Genomic DNA, 25,156 nt, shown 5'->3' with positions numbered 1-25,156 from the left:
GGAAGTCATGTCCTTGAAGTTCCACTGGTTCCTGCCCACCAACGGCGGCGACGGCCGCCACGTGGTCGGCGGCGGCCACGGCGTCAACCCCGGCGCCGCCGGCCGCCTGGCCGACGTGCCCTACCTCGGCCAGGTCGCCCGCGCGGCCGAGCAGTCCGGCTTCGACGCCGCGCTCACCCCGGCCGGAGCCTGGTGCGAGGACGCATGGCTCTCCACCGCGATGCTCAGCCAGGTCTCCGACCGGCTCCGCTTCCTCGTCGCCTTCCGCCCCGGCCTCGTGGCGCCGTACCTCGCCGCCCAGATGGCCAGCACCTTCCAGAACATGACCGGCGGCCGGCTGCTGCTCAACGTCGTCACCGGTGGCGAGCCGCACGAGCAGCGGATGTTCGGCGACTTCCTCGACAAGGACGCGCGCTACGCCCGGGCCGACGAGTTCCTCACCATCGTCCGCCGGTTGTGGGAGGGCGAGACCGTCGACTTCTCCGGGGAGCACCTCTCGGTCGAGGCGGCCAAGCTCTCGCAGATCCCGGACCCGGTCCCCGAGATCTACTTCGGCGGCTCCTCGCCGGCCGCGGGCACGGTCGCAGCGCGGCACGCCGACGTCTACCTCACCTGGGGCGAGCCGCCCGCGCAGGTGAAGGAGAAGATCGAGTGGATCCGTTCGCTGGCCGACGCCGAGCAGACCCGGAACGGGCGCCCGATCCGGTTCGGGATCCGGCTGCACACGATCACCCGCGACACCGCCGAGGAGGCATGGGCGGAGGCCGACCGACTGCTCGCCGGGATCGACGAGCAGACGCTGGCCGACGTCCAGTCCGGGCTCGCCAGGAGCGAGTCCGAGGGCCAGAAGCGGATGCTCGCCCTGCACGGCGGCTCCCGCGACGACCTGGAGGTCCACCCCAACCTGTGGGCGGGCGTCGGCCTGGTCCGCGGCGGCGCGGGCACCGCGCTGGTCGGCAGCCACGAGGAGGTCGCGGACCGGATCGCCGAGTACGCCGACCTGGGCATCTCCGAGTTCGTCCTCTCCGCCTACCCGCACCTCGAGGGTGCCTACACCTTCGGCGAGGGCGTGCTGCCGATCCTCGAAGAACGCGGCCTGTGGAAGGACCCGCGACCCGCCGTCCGCGGCGGCACCGCCGTGCCCTTCGCGACCGTGGGGAGGACGGCATGACCGTCATCCCCGAGACCTCGGGCGCCGACCTGGACCCGCGCGTCCTGCGCGACGTCTTCGGCACCTTCCCCAGCGGCGTCGTCGCCGTCGCCGGCCGGGTCGGCGGACAGCTCGTCGGGATCGCGGCCAGCTCGTTCACCTCGGTGAGCATCGACCCGCCGCTCGTCTCCTTCTCGGTCGCCCGGACCAGCAACACCTGGCCGGTGCTCCGGGACGCGGGCGAGCTGGGGATCAGCGTGCTGGCCGACCACCACGACCGGCTCTGCCGCCAGCTCGCCGGGCCCGCGGACCGGCGGTTCGACGACCTGGCGCTGCGCAGCAGCGCGGGCGGGGCGCTGCTGCTCGACGAGGCGGTGGCGAGCCTCACCTGCTCGCTGCACGCCGAGGTCGAGGCGGGGGACCACGTGATCGTCCTGCTCCGCGTGCACGCCGTCTGCGCCGAGGGCGACCGAGCCCCGCTGGTCTTCCACGAGAGCGGCTTCAAGCGGCTGCACCGCGACGACCTCGACCCCGCCGCCCTCGACGGGCGGATCAACGGCGAGCCCGTCCGCAAGCCCGTCGGGGAGCCCGGGACCGAGCCCGGGACCGCGCGCGGCGCCGAGGACGCGGCATGAGGTCGGCCGTCGGCGCGGCGACCGCCAGCCCGCGCAAGGTCGCGGTCGCCTCCGCGGTCGGTGCCACCATCGAGTGGTACGACTTCTTCCTCTACGGCACCGCCGCCGCGGTCGTCTTCGACAAGCTCTACTTCAACGGCCTCGACGGCCCGGCAGCGCAGTTCGCCGCCTTCGGCACCTTCGCCGTCGGCTTCCTGGCCCGCCCGCTCGGCGGGGTGGTCTTCGGCCACTTCGGAGACCGGATCGGCCGCAAGCAGATGCTGCTGCTCACGCTGCTCATCATGGGTGTCGGCACGGTCCTCATCGGCCTGCTGCCCACCTACGACCAGATCGGGGTCTGGGCGCCCGTCCTGCTCGTCGTGCTCCGGGTGCTGCAGGGGATCGGCGTGGGCGGGGAGTACGGCGGCGCCGTGCTGATGGCGGTCGAGTACGCCCCCGCGCGGCGACGCGGCTTCTTCGGCAGCTTCGCCCACATCGGGGTGCCGGGCGGGATGTTCCTCGCCGCCCTGGCCTTCTCGATCGCGGGGCTGCTGCCCGAGGAGCAGTTCCTCGCCTGGGGCTGGCGCGCCTGCTTCGTGGCGAGCATCTTCCTGCTCGGCATCGGTGCCTGGATCCGGCTCTCGGTGATGGAGACCCCGGCCTTCGCCAAGGTGCAGGAGGCCGAGGAGGTCTCCCGGCTGCCGCTGAAGGACCTGCTGGCCAGCCAGCCGCGGCCGCTCCTGCTCGGGATGGGCACGCGTCTCGTCGAGGGCTTCACCTTCAACCTCTTCTCCGTCTACCTGCTGGCCTACGTGGTGACCAACCTCGGGCTGCCCCGCGACTGGGCGCTGCAGGGGATCGTGGTCGGGTCCTTCCTCGGCGTGGTGCTGGTGCCGCTCGCCGGGGCCTGGTCGGACCGCCTCGGCCGCAAGCCCGTCTACCGGCTCGGCGCCTGGATCGCGCTGCTCTTCGCCTTCCCGGCCGCCGCGATGGTCCAGTCGGAGAGCCGGGCGGCCATCTTCGTCACCTTCGTGGTGGGGCTGGGCGTGATCTACGGCGTGGTCTACGGGCCGCTGGCGTCGTTCTGGTCCGAGCTCTTCGAGACCCGCTACCGCTACACCGCGCTCAGCACGCTCTACCAGGTCTCCGGGATCGTGGCCTCGGGGCTGACGCCGCTGATCGCGGCCTGGCTGGTCGCCCGCGGTGACGGCACCCTGTGGTGGGTGGCCACCTACAACGTCGCCGTCGCGGCGCTCTCGCTGACCTGCGCGCGGTTCCTCCCCGAGACGCGCGGGCTCGACCTCGACACGCTCGAGGCGGTCGGGGCGCGCCCCGGCGCGGAGGCTCCGGTCCCCGGTTGGCGGGCGCCCGAGCCCCCGGTCAGGGTGTGAGCCGCGTCTGAGAGATTGGGGGCATGGAGCAGGAGTCGCCGAAGGGTCGGGTCGTGGTGGTCGGGGCCGGGATCGCCGGCCTCGCGGCCGCCCGGCTCCTGGTCGCGGCCGGCCGCGAGGTCGTCGTCCTCGAGGGCTCGCCCGAGGTGGGCGGCAAGCTGCGCCGGGCCCCGGTGGCCGGGGTGCCGGTCGACGTGGGCGCCGAGGCGATGCTCAACCGTCGGCCCGAGGGCGTGGAGCTGGCCCGCGAGGTCGGGCTGCCCGTCGAGCACCCGACCGTGGCCTCCTCCCGGATCTGGACCCGGGGCGCTCTGCGCCCGCTGCCCCGCTCCCTGATGGGCGTCCCGCTCGACCTCGACGCGCTCGCGGCCTCGGGGGTGCTCTCCGACGCCGGCCTCGCCCGGGTCCGGCAGGAGCCCTCGCTGCCGCCCACCGCCGTGGAGGGGGACGTCTCCGTGGGCGACCTGGTGGCGGCGCGGTTCGGCGACGAGGTGGTCGACCGGCTGGTCGAGCCGCTGCTGGGCGGGGTGTACGCCGGGCACGCCCGCCGACTCTCGGCGCGGGCCTCGGTGCCCCAGCTGGTGGCGTTCGCCGAGCGCGGCTCGCTGCTGGAGCAGGGCGCCGCGATCCCCACCACCTACGACCTGCCCGTCTTCGCCGGCATCCCCGGTGGCATGGGCCGGCTGCCCGCGGCCCTCGCCGAGGGGCTGGACGTGCGGACCGGCCAGACGGTCCGCGAGCTGCTCCCGACCCCGACCGGCTTCGCCCTCACCGTGGGGCCGACCACCGCCCCGCGGCTGGTGGAGGCGTCCGCGGTCCTCCTCGCCACCCCGGCCGCCCCGACCGCCCGGCTGCTCGCCGACCTCGCCCCCGGCGCCGCCGCGGAGCTCGCCGGGATCGAGCACGCCTCGATGGCCGTGGTGACCTTCGCCTTCCGCGCCGCGGACGTGGCCGTGCTGGAGGCGTCGGGGTCGTCGGGCTTCCTCGTGCCGCCCGTGGACGGTCGCCGGATCAAGGCCTCCACCTTCTCGTTCGCCAAGTGGGGCTGGGTCCGGGCAGCGGGGGCCGCCGAGGGGGTCGTCCACCTGCGCACCTCGCTCGGCCGGCACGGCGAGGAGGTGGCCCTCCAGGCCAGCGACGCGGAGCTCGTCGCCTGGTCGCTGGCCGAGCTCGCCGACGCGACGGGCCTGCGCGCCGTCCCGGTGGACACCCACGTCCAGCGCTGGGGCGGCGGCCTGCCGCAGTACGCCGTCGGCCACCTCGACCGGGTCGCCCGGGTCCGCGCGGCCCTGCCGGCCGGCGTCGCGGTCGCCGGGGCGGCGTACGACGGGGTCGGGATCCCCGCGGTCGTCGCGTCCGCCCGACTGGCCGTCGCACGCCTCCTCGCGGCTCCTCCCCGGGACGTCATCAGGGCGGGTCGCTCCGACGACCGGGGTTGATGACGTCCCGCGGGGGCGCTGCGCTACGACGCGCGGCGGAAGAGCCCGGCGGCGACGAGGAAGCCGGCGGCGTACCCCGCGTTGACCATCAGGACGTCGGGCACGTTGCCGCCGGCCGCCACGTGCACCTCGGCCAGCAGCAGGGTCGCCGTCACCACGACCTGGGTGAGCGCGGCGGCCAGCGCCACCGCGACCATCGGGGCCGCCCGAAGCCGCGCCAGCGCGGAGCCGAGCAGCACCACGACCGGCACCATGACGTAGGCCCGGTCGGGGGCGCCGCCCTCGCCGACGATCCCCAGTGCCCCGGCCCCGAGCACGAGCGCGAGCAGGGTGCCCAGGGTCAGGGCGAGGCCGAGCCGGTGGGCGGTGGGGCCGGCCGGAGCGGTCGCGGTGCTCGTGGTGGTCGTCATGAGCGCCACGCTAGGGCCGCGCCCCGGGGGAGGTGGAGGGGAAGTCGTGGAGGTCCTGTGCAGATCGTCGACCGCGCGTCAGCGGTCGGGCTCGACCGGCATCCAGATCTCGCAGGTGGCGGCGGAGAAGTCGGCGGCGCGCTCGAGGACCGCGGTGATCGTCGGCCCCGGCACGAGTCGCCACGGGTTCGAGGGGAACCACTCGGTGGCGGTCGCCGCCCACATGTCCTGCAGGGCCTGCGGGTGCGCGCCCGAGGAGCGGAAGACGGCCCAGGTGAGCGCGGGTACGTCGACCACGTCGAGGTCGCCGGCGTCCTGGCGGGTGGCGACGCCGTGCAGGTAGGTGAGCTCGCTGCCCTCGGGGGCGTCGGGCTCGAGGCCGTCGGTGACGGCCAGCAGCCCGGCCGGTTCGCCCTCGGCCATGGCCTTGAGGCGCTGGTGCTCCTCGGCCGGGATCGAGGCGACGAAGTCGGCGATGTGCGGGTTGACGCCGCGGTGCACCAGCGGCACGCGGGTCGCGTGGCCGACGAGGCGGAACGAGGGCTTCTCGACGATGCGGGTGTCCATGGGGGTGCCTCCTGTGACGGTGAGGTGGAAGTGCAGGGGTGCCTGTGACCGGAGCGGCCCGCCGTCGCGGCGTACGTCGCCTGGGCCGGCGCCGTGCACGCCACGGAAGGCGCGGCTGAAGGCCTCGGTGGAGCCGTAGCCGTGGCGGACCGCGACGGTGAGCAGGTCGTCGTCGCCGGTCAGGAGCTGTTGCGCCGCGACGGTCATCCGCCGGCGACGCACGTACTCCGAGAGCGGCATGCCGGCCAGCGCCGAGAAGATCCGGCGCAGGTGGTACTCGGTGGTGCCGAGCCGACGGGCCAGCGCGGGCACGTCGAGCTCGGCGTCGAGGTGCTCCTCGACGGCCGCCACGACCTGGTTCAGTGCTGCGATCACACGTCCACGCTAGGGCGGGTCGGTGCCCCGCCGCCCGATCTTCCGTGCCCGGTCCGGTCGGGGTCCGCCCCGGACCGGGACCGGCTCGGCGTGACCTGGGTCATGGGAGCAGAATGGCTCACATGACCGACGCAGCCCCCACCCACGCAGCCCGTCTCAAGGAGCTCAACGAGACCATCCGCTACACGATGTGGTCGGTCTTCAGGCTCCGCGACCTGATCGGGGACGCCGACCGCGCCGCCGAGGCCGCCGAGGTCGAGGAGCTCTTCGCCAAGCTCGCCGCCGACGACGTGGTGGTCCGGGGCACCTACGACGTGAGCGGGCTGCGCGCCGACGCCGACGTGATGGTGTGGTGGCACGCCGAGGAGAGCGAGCAGCTCCAGGCCGCCTACAACGCGTTCCGTCGCACGGCGTTCGGCCACCGGCTCGACCCGGTCTGGTCGCAGATGGCGCTGCACCGCCCGGCCGAGTTCAACCGCAGCCACATCCCGGCCTTCCTCGCCGACGAGACGCCGCGGGCGCACATCTGCGTCTACCCGTTCGTCCGCTCCTACGAGTGGTACCTGCTGGAGGACTCCGAGCGCCGCCAGATGCTCGCCGAGCACGGCCAGATGGCGCGCGGGTACGCCGACGTGCGGGCCAACACGGTCGCCAGCTTCGCGCTCGGCGACTACGAGTGGATGCTCGCCTTCGAGGCCGACGAGCTGCACCGGATCGTCGACCTGATGCGGCACCTGCGGGCCTCCGAGGCGCGCCGCCACGTGCGCGAGGAGGTGCCGTTCTACACCGGCTCCCGCGCGTCGGTCGCCGACCTGCTCACCCGCCTGCCCTGACACCTCTCCCGAGGCGGGGCTCCCGCGGCGGGGGCGGACCCGTCATGATCGGGGCATGTCCCGTCGCGTGCGCCGCCTCGCCAGCACCCCCGTCGCCCCCGTGGTCGCCCCCGTGGCGGCCCTCCTAGTGGCCCTGCTCGCCCTGACGGCCTGCGGGGCGGACGACCCGGTCGCCGACGACCCGACCCCGTCGGCGCCGACCTCGCCGACGGCCGTCCCGGCGGCCGAGGGCGAGGTCACGACGCTCGGCCCCGTGCTGGTCCTGGACCAGGGCGACCAGCCCGTGGCCTGCCTGGGCGGCGCCGCGGAGTCGCTGCCCCCGCAGTGCGAGGGCACCCGGCTCGAGGGCTGGGAGTGGGAGGAGCACCCCGAGCACGAGTCGACCGGCGGCGTCCGGTGGGGGGACTTCGCGCTCACCGGGACGTGGGACGGCACCGTCCTGGAGGTCACCGAGGCGGTGCCCGCCGCCGGCTACGACGGGGAGTGGCCGGGCGACGAGACCCCCGGGACGCCGTGCCCCGAGCCCGCCGGCGGCTGGCAGGTCGAGGACCCGGCGAGGACGTCGGGCGCCACCCTCGACGAGGTGCTGCGACGGGCCGGCCAGCTCCCGGGCTACGCGGAGGCGTGGCTCGACACGAACGACATCACCAAGCCGGAGGAGACGGTCGTCAACGTCCGGGTGACCCAGGACGTGGCGAGGGCGGAGAAGACCCTGCGTCGCACCTGGGGCGGTCCGCTTTGCGTGCAGGAGGCCCGCTTCACCGAGGACGAGCTCGTGGCGCTGACCACCGACCTGCAGGAGCTGCCGGGCGTGCTGGACAGCTCGGCGTTCGGCGACGTGGTCGCCCTGACCGTGCTGCACGACGACGGCTCGATCCAGGCGTGGGTCGACGCCGAGCACGGCGACGGCCGGATCGAGGTGCGCCCGGTCCTCGTCCCCGTCACCGACGAGGAGGAGTGAGGCCGGCCGGCCTCAGGGGGCGTCGGCGGGCTTGAGCGTGAGGCTGAGGCTGTTGATGCAGTAGCGGTCGCCGGTCGGCGTGCCGTAGCCGTCGGGGAAGACGTGGCCCAGGTGCGACCCGCAGCTGGCGCAGCGCACCTCGACCCGCTTCATCCCGTGGGAGTTGTCCTCGACGTACTCGATGGTGTCCGTCACGGGCTGGTAGAAGCTGGGCCACCCGCAGCCGGAGTGGAACTTGGTCTCCGACTCGAAGAGCTCGTGGCCGCAGGCCCGGCAGGAGTAGGTGCCGGCCGTGTCGGTGTCGTTGTACTCGCCGGTGAAGGGCCGCTCGGTGCCGGCCTGCCGCAGGATCGCGTACTCCTCGGGGGACAGCTCGGCCCGCCACTCCTCGTCGGTCTTCTGCACCTGGTAACCCATGGCGCCAGCGTAACGAGCGCGTGGTGGGCGCTGGCCGCTGTCGGCGCGGGCGGCCATGATGGGCGGCATGGCGAAGACGACCGAGGCGTTCGTGCAGGCCGGCGACCGGGAGGTCCGGGTCTCCTCGCCCGAGCGGGTGGTCTACGAGGCGACCGACCGGACGCCGGCGATCACCAAGCTCGAGGTCGCCCAGTACTTCGCCGACGTGGAGGACGGGCTGATGCGGGCGCTGCGCGACCGCCCCACCGCCCTGGAGCGGTGGCCCTCGGGGGTGCGCGAGGGGTTCCAGCTGGCCACCGGCCCGCAGGACAAGGACGCCGAGGCGTTCTACCAGAAGCGGATCGCCAAGGGCGCGCCCGACTGGATCGAGTCGGTGGAGATCACGTTCCCGTCGGGCCGCAAGGCGCGGGAGGTCTGCCCGACCGAGGTGGCCGTCCCGGTCTGGTGCGCCCACATGGGGACGCTCACCTTCCACCCGTGGCCGGTGCGACGGGCCGACGTGGACCGCCCCGACGAGCTGCGGATCGACCTCGACCCGCAGCCGGGGACGACGTTCGCCGACGTGGTGCGCGTCGCCGGGGTGGCGCGCGAGCTCTTCGCCGACCTCGGGATCCGCGCCTTCGCCAAGACGAGCGGCAACCGCGGGGTCCACGTCTTCGCCCGGATCCGCCCCGAGTGGGAGTTCGCCGACGTGCGGCACGCCGCCATCGCCTTCGGTCGCGCGCTGGAGGAGCGGGACGCCGGGGTGACCACGGCGTGGTGGAAGGAGGAGCGGGGGGAGCGGGTCTTCGTCGACTACAACCAGAACACCCGCGACCGCACCATCGCCTCGGCGTACTCCCTGCGCCCCCTGCCCGGAGCGCCGGTCTCCACGCCGCTGACCTGGGAGGAGCTGGCCGGGCTCGAGGACCCGCGGGGCCTCAACCTGCTCACCGTGCCGGGGCGGCTCGCGGCCGACGGCGACCCCTGGCGCGAGATCGACGACGTCGCCCACGACCTGACGCCCCTGCTCGACCTGTGGGAGGCCGACCCCCGCGAGCTCAACTACCCGCCCGACCACCCCAAGATGCCGGGCGAGCCGCCGCGGGTGCAGCCGAGCAAGAAGGTCGCCGAGCACTGGGACGCCGCCGGCAACAGGATCGAGCCGTGAGCGACGACGAGCGCCGCCCGGCCCGCGAGCCGGTCCGGCACGGCGCCTCGGGCGGCGAGCTGCTCAGCGACTACCTCGACTGGCTGCGCGGCGAGGTGGTGGACGCCGTCCTCGACATGCACGCCGGCGACCGGCGTCGCTCCCGCCTGCCGTCGGGCTGGACCCCGATCGAGCTGCTCTCCCACCTGATGCACATGGAGCGTCGCTGGTTCCTGTGGGGCTTCCTCGGCGAGCAGGTGCCCGACCCGTGGGGCGACTTCACCGTCGACGAGCCGTGGGCCGCCGACGACAGCGACGAGCTGCGCCCCGGGGCGCGGTGGGTCGTCCCCGACGGCGTCACCGCGGAGCGGCTGGCCGAGCGGCTCGAGGCCGTGGCCGAGCGCACCCGCGACCTCCTGCGCCACCGGCCGCTCGACACCCCGGCCGCCCTGGGCGGGCGGTTCCACGACCACCAGCCGACCCTGGAGTGGATCGCCTACCACGTGCTCGCCGAGTACGCCCGGCACGCGGGGCACCTCGACGTCGCCGTGGAGATCGCCCACGACGCGGGCGCGCCGCGCGGCACCGACTAGCCTGCACCCCGTGACTCCTCCGACCCGCCCGAAGCTCGTCCTGGTCACCGGCTCGGGCCGCAGCGGCACCAGCAGCGTCGCCGGCACCCTCAAGCGCCTGGGCCTGCACGTCCCGCAGCCGGAGGTCCCGGCCGACGACGCCAACCCGCGCGGCTACTACGAGCCGCTGTGGGTGACCGAGTTCCACAAGGACGTGCTCAACCCCGTCCCGGTCCGCACGATCGACACCCGGCCCGACGCCGCCGAGATCGCGATCGAGGCCGGCTCCGCGCCCGAGGTCGAGGCCCGCCTGCGGGAGTGGCTGGCCGAGCAGCTCGACCCCTCCCTCCACGACGGCCAGGTGCTGGTCAAGGACCCGCGGGCCTTCTGGATCCTCCCGGTCTGGACGGAGGTCGCGGCCGGGCTGGGCGCCGACGTGGTCACGCTGACGATGCTGCGCCACCCGACCGAGGTGGTGCGCTCGCGCGACACGGCGTACCTCACCGAGCAGACCCCGAAGTTCCGCCGCCAGCGGGAGACCGCCAACGTCGCGGCCTGGGTCAACGCCGCCCACCTCACCGAGCTCGCCACCCGCGAGCAGGACCGGGCCTTCGTCCGCTACGCCGACCTCGTCGAGGACTGGCGCACCGCGATGGCGCGGGCCGGCGAGCAGCTGGGCCTGACCTACACCGCCGACCTCTCCGACCGCGGCCACCACGAGGTCGACGACTTCGTCGACGCCCGGCTCAACCGCTCCGCCATCACCTGGGACGACCTGTCGGTCCCCGGCGACCTGCGCACGCTCGCCGACCGCACCTGGGAGGCGATGAACGCGCTGGTCGAGGCCCCCCACGACGACCGCGTGGTCGAGGAGCTGGGCGAGCTGCGCGCCCACTACGCGGCGATGTTCGACCACGCCGAGGCGATCTCGATGGACGCCACGACGGCCCGGGTGACCGCCGGCCGCCGCGAGGTGCGGCGCAAGAAGGACGCCGAGCTGGCCGACCTGCGCCGCGAGCTCGAGACCCTGCAGGCCGAGAACGCCGCGCTGCGCCGCTCCCTGCCGAACCGGCTCGTGGCCCGGCTGCGCGGGCGCTGACCCGTCCGTCGGCCCTCAGCCGCCCGGCCGCTCCCAGGGGGCCGGCACCGGGAAGTAGAGGTCGAGGAAGTCGGCCAGCAGGGCGTCGACCCGCTCGGCGTCCACCGCGAAGTCGTGGTGGTCGCCGACGCAGAAGAAGTCCTTGTCGCGGGCCCGCAGCTGGCGCAGCTGGCGCTCCACCCGGGCGTTGGACAGGTCGATGAACGCGTGCTCCGCGTGGGCCTCGAACGCCGTGCCGGTGGCGAGCCCGTGGTGCTGGGCCAGCGAGCTCAGCATCGACACGTCGGTGGGGGAGCGGAACGGCGCGTGGGCGGTCGCGGCGACTGCGTCGGCGTACCGCTCCGCGACCTCGGCGAGCACCGAGACCCGGTGCGGGTGGGGGGAGTGCGCCATCACCCGGGTCAGCGTGGCGCCCAGCTCGTCGCGCAGCAGCCGGCGGTTGTTGCGAGCCGCCTGGAGGAAGGGCTTCGGCTCCCCGGCCGCGCCACCATCCTCGGGCGCCAGCCCGACGAGACCCTCGCCGACGAAGGCGGCGAAGTCCCCGCCGGGGGAGAAGAAGGTCTCCTTCTGCAGCGGCCGGCCGAGGAAGACGTCGTCGTTGAGGTAGACGAAGTGCTCGGCCAGCCCCGGCACCCGGTGCAGCGCGGTCTCGATCGCCTGGGAGCTGAAGGTCGGCAGGGCGGAGGCGGGCAGGATCTCGCGGTGGTCGACCAGCCGGACCCGGCCCGACGCCATGGCCTCGTCGGTCAGCCAGGCGGGCCGCTGCCCGGCGGTGACGAGGTGGATGGTGCGCACCCACGGGGCGAAGAGGTGGACGCTGCGCATCGACCAGCGCAGCTCGTCACGGCTGCGGAAGCGGGCCTGCCCGCTGGCCTCGCGGCGCTGCCCGGCGTGGCCGGCCTCGGCGAGCCGCGCCTCCCGCGCGGCGTTCCACGCGGGGTCGTCGCCGTCGACCCACGTGTAGACGACGTCGACCGGGAAGCGGCACTCGTCGACCCGCGGCTCCGCCATCACCGGCAGCGTCGGCACCTCGCGGCCGTGCACCGGGACCCGCGCGGTGGCGGCCCGCGGCGGCACGGAGGCGTCGTACGCCGGGGGGCGCGGCGCCACGAGCCGGTCGCCGTCGCGGTCCCACAGCTCCAGCCACGCCCCGGCGCCGCGCAGGTGACTGGGGCGCCCGTCGTCGCCCCGGGGCCACGGCTCCAGCGCGAGCCGCGGCGTCATCGCGCGGGCCTGGAGCGCCACCATCTCGGCCACGGGCAGGCGCCGCTCGGGCCAGCCGCGGTCGCCGGGGTCGAGCAGGCTCAGGTGGGCGGGGGCGTCGGCCAGCCGGGACAGGACCGTCGCCCGGTGCTCGGCCGGGACCACCACGGTGGCCGGGTCGGCGCCGTGCGGCGGCACGACGAACCAGTCGTCGAGGCCGGCGACGGCGTCGAGCAGGAGGCCCAGCGCCTCGCCGCGGGCCTCCTCGGGAGTGACCAGCGGGACGGCGACCCCCGGGGCCCGCTCCTGGGTGTGCCGGGGTAGCGGGAGGCGCGGCGGGCGCGGCCCGGCAGCGGCGGCCTCGACGCGGGTGCGGCCGGCGCGGCGCCCCGCGACCCGGCCGAACAGCTCCTCCCAGCGCGCGGCGACCGCCTCCGGTGCATACGCGCGGGCCGCCTCGTGGGCGCCCTGCCCGAGCCGGCGCAGCAGGACCTCGTCGGCGAGCAGCCGACCCAGGGCGGCGGTCAGCCCGGCCTTCGCGCCGGCGGCGACCAGGAGGCCGCTCACCTCGTGCTCGACGAGCTCGCGGGGGCCCGAGGGGCAGTCGTAGGTGACCACGGGGACGCCCGCCGACATCGCCTCCTGGGCGACCAGCGGGAACCCCTCGGTCCGTGAGCTCAGGGCGCAGACCGACGCGGCGGCCCACTCGGCCGTCATGTCGTCGACGGCGCCCGGCAGCTCGACCCGGTCGGCGAGCCCCGCCTTGGCGACGTGGGCGACCAGCTCCTCGCGCAGCGGCCCGTCGCCGAGGATCCGCAGCCGCCAGCCGTCGGCGAGGCCGCGGTCGACGAGCTGGCCGAAGGCGCGGACCAGGTGGACGAACTGCTTCTCCGCCACCAGCCGCCCGGCGGCGACGACGAGACGCTGGTCGAGGGCGGAGCGGGGCTGCGGGAGGGGCGGCAGCGGGTTGGGCACGACCACGAGCTCGGGGGCGACCGGGCCGAGCTCGTGGGCCAGCCAGCTCGCGGAGGCCTCGGTGAGCAGCGCGACGGCGTCGGCGCGGGGGGCGAAGGAGAGCAGCGGCTCCATCCCGCCGACCCGGTCGGCCGACGAGCGGTGCTCCTGGTGGACCACCGCGACCTCGTCGGGGACCAGCTGGACGGCGACCGCGAGCAGCGCAGGGGTGACGGTGACGAGGACGTCGACGTCGAGGCCGGGCAGCGCCTCGGCGAGCGCGGCGTCGGTGAGGGCGGAGAACTGCCCGTCCCACCGGGCCGGCACCAGGACCGAGGGCCGCTTCTCGAGGCCGTCAGGGTGCGGGGTGCGCAGGTCGGCCAGGTGGCGGACCTCGACCCGCGGGTCGATCGGGTAGTGCGGGGCGTCGGCGGTGCGGGTGACGCTGAGCAGCGTCACGTCGTGCCGCTCCGCCAGGGCGCCCGCCTGGGTGATCGCCGAGCGCGAGGTGCCGCCCATGCCGTCCAGGTTGAGCACCAGGAAGGCGACGCGCAGCCGGTCGGCGCCGCGCCGGCGCAGGAGTCGCCGCATCAGAGCCCGGTGACGCCCTCGCCGCCGCCGGCCTGCTCGTCGAAGGTCTCGTGCTCGAGCAGGTGGAGGACCGGGACGCCGAGCTTGCGGCGGGCCCGGGAGGACCAGTCGACGTGGAAGAACTCCGCGACCACGTGGGGGCGGGTGAGGATGATCGCCTCGCGCCCGTCGACCTCGCGGACCAGCGCCTCGAGCGCCTCGACCGGCGGGTCGCTGATCGCCCGGCCGATCGCGCGGGACCCGGTCGCCGACAGGGCGGCGAGGCTGGTCGCCAGCTCCGCGGCGGCGCGGTCCTCGCACTCGTGGCGGACGGCCTCGTAGTCGATGTCGCTCATCACCGCGGGGGCCGCGAGCAGCTCGCCGCTGCCCAGCGCGCCCATGGCGGCCTCGACCCGACCGGCGGCGTCCTCGACGGGGATGAGGACGTGGTAGACGACCTCGTCGCCGATCTCCTCGTGGAGGGAGTGGATCTGCCGGGCGTCGGTGGCGCTCACCTCGTGCTCGGCGAGGACCACCACGTCGTAGGTGCCGACCCCGTCGTCGATGCGCTCGTTGCGTGTGCTGTCGCCGCTCTGGCTCATTCCCGCCCTCACCCCTCGGAGTCCGTTCCCAGGATCCTACCGAGGTCGTAGCCCACCGGCTCGTCCAGTTGCCCGTAGTCGCACGACTCCGGGTCCCGGTCGGGACGCCACCGCTTGAAGTGGGCGGTGTGCCGGAAGCGGCGCCCCTCCATGTGGTCGTACTTGACCTCCAGCACCCGCTCGGGCCGCAACGGGACGAACCCGAGGTCCTTGTCGGCGCTCCAGCGGCTCTTGGTGCCGGGCACCCGGTCGGGGTTGGCGACCGCCCAGCCGTCGCCCGACTCCTGCATCCAGGCGCCCCACGGGTGGTCGGCGACGTCGCAGACCAGTTCCTGCATCTCCTCCCACAGCTCGGCGCGGCGCTTCTCGGTGAAGCTGGCGCTGACCCCCACGTGCTGCAGGGACCGCTCGCCGACGGGACCGTCGTACAGGCCGAGCAGGAGGCTGCCCAGCAGCGGCCGCTCCGGCGTCGAGGTCTTGTGCGGCCGCATCCCGGCGACCACGACGTCGGCGGTGCGCTCGTGCTTGACCTTGAGCATGGTGCGGGCGTTCTGCGCGTACGGCGCGTCCAGCGGCTTGGCGACCACCCCGTCGAGCCCGGCGCCCTCGAAGGTGGTGAACCACTCCTCGGCCTGCGCCACGTCGGTGGTCGTCCGGGTGAGGAAGCAGGGGCCGGCGAGGCCGCCGAGCACCCGCTCGAGCTCGGCCCGGCGCTCGGCGAAGGGACGCGCCGTCCAGTCCTCGTCGCCGAGGGCGAGGAGGTCGAAGGCGACGAAGCCGGCCGGGGTCGTCTCGCTGAGCATCCGCACCCGCGAGGCGGCGGGGTGGACCCGCTCCTGGAGCACCTCGAACTGCAGCCGCTGCCCGCCGCCCGCGGTGGGCAGCGCGACGAAGAGCTCGCCGTCCAGCACGACCCGCTCCGGCAGCTGCTCGCGGACCGCCGCCACCACCTCGGGGAAGTAGCGGGTCAGCGGCTTGGTGTTGCGGCTGGTCAGCTCGACCTCGTCGCCGTCGCGGAAGACGAGGCAGCGGAAGCCGTCCCACTTCGGCTCGAAGCTCATCCCGCCCTTCGTGGGGACGGCGGGGACGGACTTGGCCAGCATCGGCCGCACCGGCGGCATCACGGGGAGGTCCACACGGCCGAGCGTAGGGGAAGGAGCACACCGCGGGGAGGCGTCGATAGGGTGGGCCGCCTATCCCCGGTTGGTCTGCCGGCAGGGCCCGCCTGACTTTGAATCAGGACTAGCGACGTAGGTTCGACTCCTACCCGGGGAGCTCGGGCGGTCGTCGGGTCAGGCCTCGCAGCGCCGCCTGACCTCGGCCACGCAGGTGTCGGTGCCCTTCGCGCCGTCGGCGGAGTCGAGGCCCTCGCCCCCGTCGAGCAGGTCGTCGAACCGGCCGCCGACGAGCGTGTCGTCGCCGGCGCCGCCGAGGAGCCGGGCGGGCCGCGCGCAGTCGATGTCCTCCACGTAGCCCTCGGAGCGCAGCTCGTCGGCGCCGCCCGCCCCGACGACCAGGGTGTCGCAGGAGTAGCCGGTCAACCGGTTGGGGCCGTCGTCGCCGGTGATCGTCACGGTCTCGTAGGCGCTGAGGGTGAGGTCCTCGATGCCGGCCAGCGGGACGTCGTACGCGATCCCGCGGTCGGCCACCGAGACGCTGACGCGCTGGGTGACCAGGTCGGCCACCACGGTGCCGGACAGCTCGGTCAGCGACACCTCGTCCCGACCGCTGCCGCCGTCGAGGCCGGGACCGCTCGTGCGCAGCGGGGCGGCGGCGAAGTGGTAGACGGCGAGCCGGTCGTCCCCGCCGCCCGTGCTGGCGGAGACGGTGGTGTCCCGCGGGAGGGTGACGGACTCGGAGCGGTCGGAGCCGGCGACGTGCAGGCTCTCGCCGGTCAGGCCCGAGAGGTAGTAGTCCTCGAACCCCGCGTGCCGGACCAGGGTGGTGCCGCGGTCGGCCAGCGTCCCGGCGGTCGTGTCGAGGAGCCACTGCGCCGCCGGGTCCGTGCCCTCGCCCGCCATGTAGGTGAAGCGGTCGTCGCCGGTGCCGCCGAGGAACCGGCCGCCACGGTTGTCGGTGGAGTACCACCAGAGCTCGTCGTCCGCGCTGCCCAGTCGGACGACGTCCGCGTTGGCGGTGCCCGGGTGGCCGACGACCACCCGGTCGCGGCCGCCGCGCGTGGCGACGACGTCGCGGTGCCGGTCGTCGGCCAGCGTGTTGGTCTGGGCGGCGTACACCTCGTCGGTCGCCCGCCCGCCGCGGTAGGTGTCGGGCCCGGCGCCGAGGACGGCCCACACGCGGCCCCTGCCCTGACGGACCACGACCCGGTCGGCCCCGCGACCGGTGTGGACCTGCATGGCGCGCCCTCCCGTGACGCAGACGAGGTCGTCGCCCCCGCGGGTGAGGACCATCCGGGCGCCGCTGGTCACGACCACGTCGCGGCCGCGGGTGCCGCGCAGCACCTGGCCGCGCTGCCCGACGAGCGTGGCTCGCCTCCCGCGGCAGCGCGGCGGGGACGCGCTCCGCGTCGCCCGGGGAGAGCTCTGCTGCGGCGGCGTCCCGGTCGCCCGGTCGGGGCCCGGCGCCGGGGCAGCCGGGGGCGTGCCGCCGTACGACGGCGTCAGGGCGCTGCCGGCCGGTGTCAGGGCGGCGACGAGAAAGGCGACCAGAGTGGTGGCGAGGGTGGTGGCGAGGGTGGTGACGCGAGTGGGGCGGGTGCGCTGCGGTGCCATGGGGTCCTCCCGAGAGGTGGCGGGCCCGATTACCGTAGCGAGGCCGGCTGGTCGTGTCGCCGAGGTTGGCGCGGTTTCCTGCGGGTTCGTGGGGGTTGCATCCCCCACGAAGTTCGGCGATCCCCGCTCAGCCGGGGATCCACACGGGCCGCGACTAAGGTGGCGGACCATGGAGAACCTCACCGTCATCGTCCTCGCCGCGGGCGGGGGCACCCGCATGAAGTCCAAGACCATGAAGGTGCTGCACCCGGTCGGCGGGCGCTCGATGATCGGGCACGTGCTCAGCGCCGTGCAGGCGATGGAGCCGTCGCGGATCGTCGCCGTGGTCGGCCACCAGCGCGACCAGGTCGGGCCCCACATCCAGCAGCTCGTCCCCGACGCCGTGCTGGCGGTCCAGGAGACCCAGGACGGCACGGGCCACGCGGTGAGGGTGGCGTGCGAGGCGGCGCACGTGCGGGAGGGCACGGTCGTGGTGGCGGCGGGGGACACCCCGCTGCTCGACGGCGAGAGCCTGCGGGCCTTCGTCGAGGACCACGCCTCCTCGGGTCGCGCGGTGAGCATCCTCACGGGCGTGGTGGAGGACCCGTTCGGCTACGGCCGGATCGTCCGCGACGAGACCGGCGACGTGGCCGCGATCGTGGAGGAGAAGGAGGCCGACGAGGAGGTCCGGGCGATCCGGGAGATCAACTCGGGGATCCTCGCCTTCGACGCCGGCTTCCTCACCGACGCGCTCGCGCGGATCCGCAACGACAACGCCAAGGGCGAGTACTACCTCACCGACGCCGTGGGCCTGGCCCGCGAGGCGGGGCTGCGGGTCGGCGCCTTCACCGTGGACGACGTCCGCCAGACCGAGGGCGCCAACGACCGCGCGCAGCTGGCCGAGCTGGGCCGCGAGCTCAACCGGCGGATCGTCACCAGGTGGATGAAGGAGGGGGTCACGGTGATGGACCCCGCTACCACCTGGATCGACGCCGACGTGGTCCTCGAGCCCGACGTGACGGTCCTCCCCGGCACCCAGCTCCTCGGCGCCACCGTGGTCCGGGAGGACGCGGTGGTCGGCCCGGACACCACCCTCAAGGACTGCGAGGTGGGCGTCGGCGCCCGGGTCGTCCGCACCCACGCCGAGCTGGCGGTGGTCGGCGACGGCGCCACGGTCGGACCGTTCTCCTACCTGCGTCCCGGCGCCCGGCTCGGCGCCGAGGGCAAGGTGGGCGCCTTCGTCGAGGTCAAGAACGCCGACATCGGGGACGGCGCCAAGGTGCCGCACCTGTCCTACGTGGGCGACGCCGAGATCGGGGAGGGGACCAACATCGGCGCCGGCACGATCTTCGCCAACTACGACGGGGTGGCCAAGCACCGCACGGTGGTCGGCCGGCACGCCCGCACCGGCTCCAACAACACCTTCGTGGCACCGGTGCGGATCGGGGACGGCGCCTCGACCGGCGGCGGCACCGTGGTGCGCGAGGACGTCCCCGCGGGGGCGCTCGCGGTGTCGTCCGGTGCGCAGCGCAACATCGAGGGCTGGGTGGTCTCGCGGCGCAGCGGGACGGCCCAGGCCGAGGCCGCCCAGGGCGGCGTGCTGGACGGCGGCGCGGGTACCGAGGAGTAGCCCTCACCGCCTCCGGCGGGCCGGATGTGGCGCGCGCAACTCGGAGGCGACCGAGGGGTGACCCGGGGTTGGGCGGGGCCGGGATCGTGGGACACAATCCAGCGGTACGGGCCCAGCTCGGCCGGGTCACACCCTCCATCCCCCGCGAGGAGTCCAACCGTGAGCGGAATGAAGCGCACCACGGAGAAGAACCTGATGGTCTTCAGTGGCCGGGCGCACCCCGAGCTGGCCAGCGAGGTCGCCGACCTGTGCGGCAGCGGCCTGGTCCCGCAGTCGGCCTACGAGTTCGCCAACGGCGAGATCTACGTGCGCTACGAGGAGTCGGTGCGCGGCTGCGACGCGTTCGTCATCCAGAGCCACACCTCGCCCATCAACGAGTGGGTGATGGAGCACCTGATCATGGTCGACGCGCTCAAGCGCGCCTCGGCCAAGCGGATCACGGTGGTGATGCCGTTCTACGGCTACGCCCGGCAGGACAAGAAGCACCGCGGCCGCGAGCCGATCTCCGCGCGGCTCGTCGCCGACCTCTTCAAGACCGCCGGCGCCGACCGGCTGATCACGGTCGACCTGCACTCCGACCAGATCCAGGGCTTCTTCGACGGTCCGGTCGACCACCTCATGGCGATCCAGATCCTCACCGACTACGTGCGGGAGAAGTACGGCACCCAGCAGCTCGCCGTCGTCTCGCCCGACGCCGGCCGGATCAAGGTCGCCGAGCGCTGGTCGGCCCGCCTCGGCGGGGTGCCGCTGGCGTTCATCCACAAGACCCGTCGCACCGACCGGCCCAACGAGACGGTCGCCAACCGCGTGGTCGGCGACGTCGCCGGCCGGATCGCGGTGCTGACCGACGACATGATCGACACCGGTGGCACCATCGTGAAGGCCGCGGAGGCCTGCATGGAGGCGGGCGCCGCGGGCGTGATCATCGCGGCCACCCACGCGATCCTCTCCGACCCGGCGGTCGACCGGCTGAAGAACTGCGTGGCCACCGAGGTCGTCGTCACCAACACGCTGCCGATCCCCGAGGAGAAGCAGTTCGACAAGCTGACGACGCTCTCGATCGCGCCGCTGCTGGCGCGGGCGATCCGCGAGGTCTTCGAGGACGGCTCCGTCACGTCGATGTTCGACGGGCACGCCTGAGGGACGCCCGCAGGAGGGTCAGGCGGCGAGGAGGGCGACCCCCTCGCCGCTCAGCCCGGTGGCGGCCCGGCCGCGGCCGGCGCAGACCATGAGCAGCTCGCTCGCGCGGCCCCGCAGCTCGGGGCCGTCGCCGCGCACCCAGTCGACGTCGGTGGCGACCATCCGGACCTGCCGGACGATGCTCCGGCTGTGCAGCAGGCCGGGCAGCAGGCGGCAGCGGTCGGCGGCGACCAGCGCGGCCCCGACGTCCGGGTCGTGGTGCCGCCCCAGCGCCCGGACCACGTCCTGGTGGTGCACGAGCACGTCGAGCAGGGGCTCCACGCTGGTGGTGACGGCCACCCGGTGCCGGGAGCCGGCGTACCGCTCGAAGTCGGCCAGGATCGTCGCGACGGGCTGCCTGCCGCGCCGCTTCACGTCGCGGAAGATCATCGCGTCGTAGCTCCGGCCCAGGTTGCGGGCGAGGAGCGCCACCAGCTCGGGGGCGTGGATCTGCGGTGTCGCGATGACGTGCGCCGCCACGTCGCGGACGGTCCACCCTGCGCAGAGCGAGGGACGCTCCCACTCCTCCTCGCTGAGCGACGCGAGCATCGCGCCCATCGCCCGGCGCTCGGCGTGGACGTGGCGCCAGACCTCGTCGGACGGCATGGGACGCAGGGTCCGGCGCAGGGTGGCGCCGAGGCCGTCGGGGTGTGTCGTGAGGCTCATCGCGCCTCCCACGGAGTTTGGTAAGGTTTCCTGACCAATATCGCGAGGGAGGTCGGCGGTGTCAAGAGCTGGGGCGCAGGACGACGGCGTACGACGGTGGGACCGGGCAGACTCCCTGTCCATGCACCCCGCGGTGCTCATGCAGGTGGCCCACCGGCACGTGGAACGCCGCGTCCTGGCGCGGGCCCACGAGCGGGGGTTCGCGGACCTCACCACGGCCCAGGCGCGGGTGGCCGCGCGGATCGACGAGGAGGGGACGCGCCTGACGGTCCTGGCGGAGCGGGCGGGGACCACCAAGCAGTCGGCGGGCGAGCTGGTCGCCGCGCTGGAGCGCGGGGGGTACGTGCGGCGCGTGCCCGACCCGGCGGACGCGCGCGCCCGGCTCGTGCGCCTCGCGGAGCGGGGCGAACGGGCCCGGACGGCGGCCCGCGAGGTCGAGCGGGAGGTGCTGGGGGAGTGGGAGGAGCGGCTCGGGCCCGTCCGGTTCGCCGCGCTCCGCGAGGCCCTTGCCGACCTGCGGGAGCTCACGGACGACTGACGGGGCTGCGATTTCGGGTCCGGGCGCCGGGCCGGTAGTCTGCTGCAGTTGCCTCGGCGAGGGAGTCCCCACCGCACCACCTGGTGAGGGAGCTCCGTGATCGACAGGGCAGGCCAGCCACTGCGCCGCGCCCCCTGCCGGGAGCGCGGCGTTCGTCGTTCCGGCGTCCGTCCTCGCGGGGCAGCCACCCAGACCACCCGCAGCACCGCAACCCCACGGAGTCGAGCATGTCCACCGAGAAGATCACCGCCCAGGTCCGCACGGAGTTCGGCAAGGGCGCCGCCCGCCGGATCCGCCGCGAGGACAAGATCCCCGCCGTCGTCTACGGCCACGGCGCCGAGCCGGTCCACCTGACCCTTCCGGGCCACGAGACCATGATGGCGATCCGCCACGGTGGTGCCAACGCGCTGCTCGAGCTCGACGTCGACGGCGAGACCCGGCTCGGCCTGGTCCGCGACGTCCAGGTCGACCCGATCCGCCGGGTCATCGAGCACGTCGACTTCGTCTCCGTCGTCCGCGGCGAGAAGGTCACCGTCGACGTCCCGGTCCACGTGGTCGGCGACGCCGTGCGCGACGCCCTCGTGGTGACCGAGAACGCGACCGTCCAGCTCGAGGCCGAGGCCACCCACATCCCCGAGCAGATCGAGGTCTCCGTGGAGGGCGCCGAGGCCGGCACCCAGGTGCTCGCCTCCGACCTGGAGCTCCCGAAGGGCTCGACCCTGCTGTCCGACGCCGACCTGCTGATCGTCAACGTCACCCAGCAGATCTCCGCCGAGGCGCTGGAGGCCGAGCTGGAGTCCGCCGAGGCCGACGCCGGCATCGAGCGCGACGAGCCCGAGGCCGAGGCCGCTGCGGAGCCCGCCGCGGAGTGACCTCTCCCGCTCGTCGCACGGCGCCGTGACCCCTCGGGTCGCGGCGCCGTGCTGCATCCCGGGGACGGTACGGGATACTCCTCCCCATGGACTCGCAGGTGTGGCTCGTCGTCGGCCTGGGCAACCCGGGCCCGAAGTACGCCAAGCACCGGCACAACGTGGGCTACATGGTCAACGACCTCCTCGCCGAGCGGCTCGGCTCCGGCTTCCGGACCCACAAGACCGGCCGGGCCGACGTGGTCGAGGGCCGGCTGGGCAGCCCGGGCCAGCCTGGCCCGCGGCTCGTGCTCGTCCGGCCGCGCAGCTACATGAACGAGACGGGCGGGCCGGTCTCGGCGGTCGCGAAGTTCTACGGCGTGCCGCCCGAGCGGATCGTGGCGGTCCACGACGAGCTCGACATCGACTTCGGCACCCTGCGGCTCAAGAAGGGCGGCGGCGACAACGGCCACAACGGCCTGCGGTCGATGCGCTCCTCGCTCGGCACCGGGGACTTCTACCGCGTCCGCGCCGGGATCGGCCGACCCCCCGGCCGCCAGGACGTGGCCGACTTCGTGCTGTCGGACTACTCCTCGACCGAGCGCAAGGAGCTGCCGATCCAGCTCGTGGAGGCCGCCGACGCCGTCGAGTGCCTCGTCCTCGAGGGCCTGGAGAGGGCGCAGCAGCAGTTCAACCGCTGACCCGCCCGCAATCATGTTGATCGCTCGTCATCGTTTCATCTAAATCGGGCATTCCACCGGGGCCCCTGCCGCCGTAGCGTCCAAGCCACGGATCGGGTCGGATCCGTCATCACCGCGGGGGACGCGGGGACTGGCCGGGGGGTCACGATGCACGACGCAGTGGAGAGTTCCGCACGCAGTCACACTTGTTCGGGGGGGTGGCACGTCCACGCCCAAGCTGTCCGCGGGTGGGCAGCCCCCCGAGCCGCCCGCGGCAACGGCCGCCGCGTCGTCCCTCCGTTGCCCCATGCGGCGGACCGGGACGGCGCGGCGGTGCTGCGGGGGACGAGGTGAGCGCGGGAGCAGTCCCGCGCCCGGGCCTCGTGCCCGACACCCTGCTACCGGTCCTGCGGACCGGACCGGTGCCGGAGGACATGGAGGTCGTGCCGGGCGCGGGGCGGCCGTTCAGCCGCCTGCTGCTGCTCGCCGAGCTCTCGTGGGTGGTGGCGGCGATGTCCGTGGCGGCCCTGTTCCTGCACCCGGGGGTCTGGCTCGGGCTCCTGGTGGGGTGCGGCGTGTTGCTGGCGCTCTACCTGCCCGGCCGCGACGCGGTGCGGCCCGGCCTCCCGACCCCGGGCCGCGTGGTCCGGGAGCTGGCGCTGCCGCTGGCGGCCACGGCCGTGGCGGCCTCGACCGGCTGGATCGCGCAGGCGGCGCTCGACGCCGCCCTCGGGATGGTCCTCGCGGCCGGCTCGGTCACCCTGCTCGCCGCCGCGGCCCGTCGGGCGTGGACGACGGGCGTCCGGACGGTGGTGATCGGCCCGGCCGCCGAGGTGGCCGAGACCTTCGCCCGCTGGGACCGCGACCGTCGGGTGAGCCTCGTCGGCTCCCTCGTCGTCGAGGGGGAGCAGCCCGGGGACCGCCCCGGTGACGCCTTCCACGCGGAGGACCCCCGCGCGCTGATCCTGGGCTTCCGCCCCGACATGGTGATGGTGGTGCCGGGCCCCGGGGTCGACGCCATGTGCATCCGCAGGATCGGGTGGGCGCTGGAGGGCACGGGCGCCGGCCTCGCGGTCTGCTCGGGGTTGGAGGGCATCGCCGCCCACCGGATCCAGCACACCCGGATGGCGGGCATGAGCGTGATGCAGGTGCGCACGAGCCGACCCTCCTGGCTCGCCCGGGGGGCGAAGGCCGCGGGGGACCGGGTGCTGGCCCTGCTCCTGCTCGCGGCGCTCTCCCCGCTGCTGCTGGTGCTGCTCGGCCTGGTCCGCGCCACGTCGCCGGGCCCCGGGCTCTTCGCCCAGGTCCGGGTGGGCCGCCACGGAGCCCCGTTCACGATGTACAAGCTGCGGACCATGCGGGCCGACGCCGAGGAGGTCAAGGACCGACTGCGCGCCGTCGACGAGGGCAACGGGCTGCTCTTCAAGAAGCGCGACGACCCGCGCGTCACCCCGCTGGGCCGGCTGCTGCGCAAGTACTCGCTCGACGAGCTGCCCCAGCTGATCAACGTGCTTCGCGGGGAGATGTCGCTGGTCGGGCCGCGGCCTGCCCTGCCCGAGGAGGTCGCCCGCTACACCCCGCTCGAGCGCCGACGGCTCGCGGTGCGTCCCGGGATGACCGGGGCCTGGCAGGTGAGCGGCCGGTCGACGCTGGGCCGCGAGGAGTCCATGCGCCTCGACCTCGACTACACCGACAACTACCGGGTGGTGGACGACCTGCTGATCGCGGTGCGCACCGTCGACGCGGTGGCCCGCCCGCAGGGCGCGTGGTGACCGTGGCCCGGGCCAGCGTGGTGATCCCCGCCCACAACGAGGCCCGCACGATCGGCCGCAACCTGGCGGCGCTGCGGGCGGGGGCCCGGGAGCTCGACCTCGACGTCGTCGTCGTCTGCAACGGGTGCACCGACGGCACCGCCGAGGCCGCCCGGGCGGCCGACCCCGCGGCCCGGGTGATCGAGATCCCCCAGCCGTCCAAGACCGAGGCGGTCCGGGTCGGGAACGCGGCCACCTCGGTCTTCCCCCGGGTCCACCTCGACGCCGACGTGGAGCTCAGCGGCACCGACCTGCGCGTCCTCCTCGAGCCGCTCGCCCGCGGCGAGGCCCTGGCCACCGCGCCGAGGCGCCGGCTGCCGCGGGACGGCTGCTCGCGCTGGGTCGAGTGGTACTACGACGTCTGGGAGGAGCTGCCGCAGGTGCGCGCCGGTCTCTTCGGCCGCGGCGTGGTCGCCGTCGCCGCCGACGCCCAGGCGCGGATCGAGCGCCTCCCGACCCTCATGAGCGACGACCTCGCGATCTCCGAGGTCCTCGACCGCGAGGAGCGGCGGGTCGTCGAGGGTGCGACGGTGGTGGTCCACCCGCCACGGACGCTGCGCGACCTCGTGCGGCGCCGGATCCGGGTCGCGACCGGCAACGTGCAGGCCGGACGGGCCGGCGTCCGACGCGCCGAGTCCGTGACGCGCCCGGCCACGCTGCTGGCCATGGTGGGACGGCGTCCGTCGCTGGCCCCGCGGCTGCCGGTCTTCCTCGCGGTGACGGTGGTGGCCCGGCTGGGCGCCCGCCGGGCCGTGCGCGCCGGCGACTTCACCACGTGGCAGCGCGACGAGAGCTCGAGACGATGAG

24 protein-coding genes and 1 tRNA gene are annotated in these 25,156 nt (G+C 74.7%); 17 read left to right on the top strand and 8 right to left on the bottom strand.

Translation table 11 applies throughout. The annotated features are described in order from the left end of the window. The first annotated feature begins 7 nt into the window (after positions 1 to 7). The 4 genes from DNK53_RS10450 to hemG are packed head-to-tail and all read left to right on the top strand — an operon-like array spanning position 8 to position 4,594. The gene (locus DNK53_RS10450; protein ID WP_110182174.1) at positions 8 to 1,171 is read left to right on the top strand and encodes an LLM class flavin-dependent oxidoreductase; all 1,164 of its coding nucleotides are present in this window, start codon (positions 8 to 10) and stop codon (positions 1,169 to 1,171) included. Then, positions 1,168 to 1,785, top strand: a complete 618-nt coding sequence (locus DNK53_RS10445) for a flavin reductase family protein (RefSeq protein ID WP_110182173.1) — start codon at positions 1,168 to 1,170, stop codon at positions 1,783 to 1,785. Before DNK53_RS10450 ends, DNK53_RS10445 begins: the two co-directional genes overlap by 4 nt. Next, entirely contained in the window at positions 1,782 to 3,155 is a 1,374-nt protein-coding gene (locus DNK53_RS10440) for an MFS transporter (RefSeq protein WP_110182172.1), read from the top strand. Before DNK53_RS10445 ends, DNK53_RS10440 begins: the two co-directional genes overlap by 4 nt. 23 nt (positions 3,156 to 3,178) lie before the next feature. Continuing rightward, positions 3,179 to 4,594 (top strand): protoporphyrinogen oxidase, encoded by a 1,416-nt coding sequence (gene hemG, locus DNK53_RS10435; protein WP_110182171.1) that lies wholly within the window; start codon positions 3,179 to 3,181, stop codon positions 4,592 to 4,594. A gap of 23 nt (positions 4,595 to 4,617) precedes the next feature. Here the strand turns inward: hemG and DNK53_RS10430 are convergent, their stop codons facing one another. Together DNK53_RS10430 and DNK53_RS10425 are read right to left on the bottom strand one after the other, a co-directional pair. Next, the gene (locus tag DNK53_RS10430; protein WP_162599882.1) at positions 4,618 to 5,004 is read right to left on the bottom strand and encodes a hypothetical protein; all 387 of its coding nucleotides are present in this window, start codon (positions 5,002 to 5,004) and stop codon (positions 4,618 to 4,620) included. 78 nt (positions 5,005 to 5,082) lie between these two features. Further along, entirely contained in the window at positions 5,083 to 5,946 is an 864-nt protein-coding gene (locus tag DNK53_RS10425) for an AraC family transcriptional regulator (protein WP_110182169.1), read from the bottom strand. 122 nt (positions 5,947 to 6,068) lie between these two features. Between DNK53_RS10425 and hemQ the strand changes: the two genes are divergently transcribed. Further along, positions 6,069 to 6,779 carry a hydrogen peroxide-dependent heme synthase gene (gene hemQ / locus DNK53_RS10420; RefSeq protein ID WP_110182168.1) on the top strand — a complete coding sequence of 237 codons (711 nt, stop codon included), beginning with the start codon at positions 6,069 to 6,071 and terminating at the stop codon, positions 6,777 to 6,779. A 55-nt stretch (positions 6,780 to 6,834) separates the two neighbouring features. Next, positions 6,835 to 7,740: a hypothetical protein gene (locus DNK53_RS10415; protein WP_110182167.1), complete on the top strand. Its 906-nt coding sequence runs from the start codon at positions 6,835 to 6,837 to the stop codon at positions 7,738 to 7,740. A gap of 12 nt (positions 7,741 to 7,752) precedes the next feature. Here DNK53_RS10415 and msrB read toward each other — a convergent pair whose 3' ends face one another. After that, positions 7,753 to 8,157: a peptide-methionine (R)-S-oxide reductase MsrB gene (gene msrB / locus DNK53_RS10410; RefSeq protein ID WP_110182166.1), complete on the bottom strand. Its 405-nt coding sequence runs from the start codon at positions 8,155 to 8,157 to the stop codon at positions 7,753 to 7,755. Between the two features lie 67 nt (positions 8,158 to 8,224). On the opposite strand from msrB, the gene DNK53_RS10405 reads away from it, so the two are divergent. Genes DNK53_RS10405 through DNK53_RS10395 form a run of 3 tightly spaced genes read left to right on the top strand, consistent with a single transcriptional unit; the run spans position 8,225 to position 10,957 of the window. Next, on the top strand, positions 8,225 to 9,307 hold the full coding sequence (locus DNK53_RS10405; RefSeq protein WP_110182165.1) for a DNA polymerase domain-containing protein: 1,083 nt from the start codon (positions 8,225 to 8,227) through the stop codon (positions 9,305 to 9,307). Then, positions 9,304 to 9,879 (top strand): mycothiol transferase, encoded by a 576-nt coding sequence (locus DNK53_RS10400; protein WP_110182164.1) that lies wholly within the window; start codon positions 9,304 to 9,306, stop codon positions 9,877 to 9,879. Before DNK53_RS10405 ends, DNK53_RS10400 begins: the two co-directional genes overlap by 4 nt. 10 nt (positions 9,880 to 9,889) lie before the next feature. Then, positions 9,890 to 10,957, top strand: a complete 1,068-nt coding sequence (locus DNK53_RS10395) for a hypothetical protein (protein ID WP_110182163.1) — start codon at positions 9,890 to 9,892, stop codon at positions 10,955 to 10,957. Between the two features lie 15 nt (positions 10,958 to 10,972). On the opposite strand, the gene DNK53_RS10390 is transcribed toward DNK53_RS10395, so the two are convergent. The 3 genes from DNK53_RS10390 to DNK53_RS10380 are packed head-to-tail and all read right to left on the bottom strand — an operon-like array spanning position 10,973 to position 15,422. Then, complete coding sequence (locus tag DNK53_RS10390) at positions 10,973 to 13,705, bottom strand: stealth conserved region 3 domain-containing protein (protein WP_110182162.1); 2,733 nt, start codon at positions 13,703 to 13,705, stop codon at positions 10,973 to 10,975. Then, positions 13,705 to 14,286 carry a hypothetical protein gene (locus tag DNK53_RS10385; protein WP_110182161.1) on the bottom strand — a complete coding sequence of 194 codons (582 nt, stop codon included), beginning with the start codon at positions 14,284 to 14,286 and terminating at the stop codon, positions 13,705 to 13,707. Before DNK53_RS10385 ends, DNK53_RS10390 begins: the two co-directional genes overlap by 1 nt. An 8-nt stretch (positions 14,287 to 14,294) precedes the next feature. After that, entirely contained in the window at positions 14,295 to 15,422 is a 1,128-nt protein-coding gene (locus DNK53_RS10380) for an ATP-dependent DNA ligase (RefSeq protein WP_110182160.1), read from the bottom strand. Between the two features lie 60 nt (positions 15,423 to 15,482). On the opposite strand from DNK53_RS10380, the gene DNK53_RS10375 reads away from it, so the two are divergent. Then, positions 15,483 to 15,561 (top strand) — tRNA-Gln (locus DNK53_RS10375). Between the two features lie 17 nt (positions 15,562 to 15,578). On the opposite strand, the gene DNK53_RS10370 is transcribed toward DNK53_RS10375, so the two are convergent. Then, entirely contained in the window at positions 15,579 to 17,018 is a 1,440-nt protein-coding gene (locus tag DNK53_RS10370; RefSeq protein WP_110182159.1) for a hypothetical protein, read from the bottom strand. A gap of 169 nt (positions 17,019 to 17,187) precedes the next feature. Here DNK53_RS10370 and glmU point away from each other — a divergent pair, with 169 nt between their 5' ends. Beyond that, complete coding sequence (gene glmU / locus DNK53_RS10365) at positions 17,188 to 18,627, top strand: bifunctional UDP-N-acetylglucosamine diphosphorylase/glucosamine-1-phosphate N-acetyltransferase GlmU (protein ID WP_110182158.1); 1,440 nt, start codon at positions 17,188 to 17,190, stop codon at positions 18,625 to 18,627. Positions 18,628 to 18,795: 168 nt separating this feature from the next. Next, a complete protein-coding gene (locus DNK53_RS10360) occupies positions 18,796 to 19,767 on the top strand; it encodes a ribose-phosphate diphosphokinase (protein ID WP_110182157.1) in 972 nt (323 codons plus the stop codon). Positions 19,768 to 19,785: 18 nt separating this feature from the next. Here DNK53_RS10360 and DNK53_RS10355 read toward each other — a convergent pair whose 3' ends face one another. Then, positions 19,786 to 20,472, bottom strand: a complete 687-nt coding sequence (locus DNK53_RS10355; RefSeq protein WP_162599881.1) for a maleylpyruvate isomerase family mycothiol-dependent enzyme — start codon at positions 20,470 to 20,472, stop codon at positions 19,786 to 19,788. Between the two features lie 121 nt (positions 20,473 to 20,593). On the opposite strand from DNK53_RS10355, the gene DNK53_RS10350 reads away from it, so the two are divergent. From DNK53_RS10350 to DNK53_RS10330, 5 genes are all read left to right on the top strand, one after another. Then, a complete protein-coding gene (locus tag DNK53_RS10350) occupies positions 20,594 to 21,010 on the top strand; it encodes a MarR family winged helix-turn-helix transcriptional regulator (protein WP_110182155.1) in 417 nt (138 codons plus the stop codon). 227 nt (positions 21,011 to 21,237) lie between these two features. Beyond that, positions 21,238 to 21,882, top strand: a complete 645-nt coding sequence (locus DNK53_RS10345; RefSeq protein WP_110182154.1) for a 50S ribosomal protein L25/general stress protein Ctc — start codon at positions 21,238 to 21,240, stop codon at positions 21,880 to 21,882. Positions 21,883 to 21,968: 86 nt separating this feature from the next. Then, the gene (gene pth, locus DNK53_RS10340; RefSeq protein WP_110182153.1) at positions 21,969 to 22,559 is read left to right on the top strand and encodes an aminoacyl-tRNA hydrolase; all 591 of its coding nucleotides are present in this window, start codon (positions 21,969 to 21,971) and stop codon (positions 22,557 to 22,559) included. A 329-nt stretch (positions 22,560 to 22,888) separates the two neighbouring features. Further along, positions 22,889 to 24,310, top strand: coding sequence for a sugar transferase (locus DNK53_RS18070; RefSeq protein WP_239456470.1), 1,422 nt, complete (start codon positions 22,889 to 22,891; stop codon positions 24,308 to 24,310). Further along, positions 24,307 to 25,155, top strand: coding sequence for a glycosyltransferase family 2 protein (locus DNK53_RS10330; protein WP_204163852.1), 849 nt, complete (start codon positions 24,307 to 24,309; stop codon positions 25,153 to 25,155). The genes DNK53_RS18070 and DNK53_RS10330 overlap by 4 nt, the downstream gene beginning before the upstream one ends. Position 25,156 lies beyond the last annotated feature (1 nt).

It is taken from the genome of Nocardioides solisilvae, assembly GCF_003194625.1.
GTDB lineage: Bacteria > Actinomycetota > Actinomycetes > Propionibacteriales > Nocardioidaceae > Nocardioides > Nocardioides solisilvae.
Note: the sequence above shows the minus strand (reverse complement) of the source record. Positions and strands in the feature narration are given on the sequence as shown.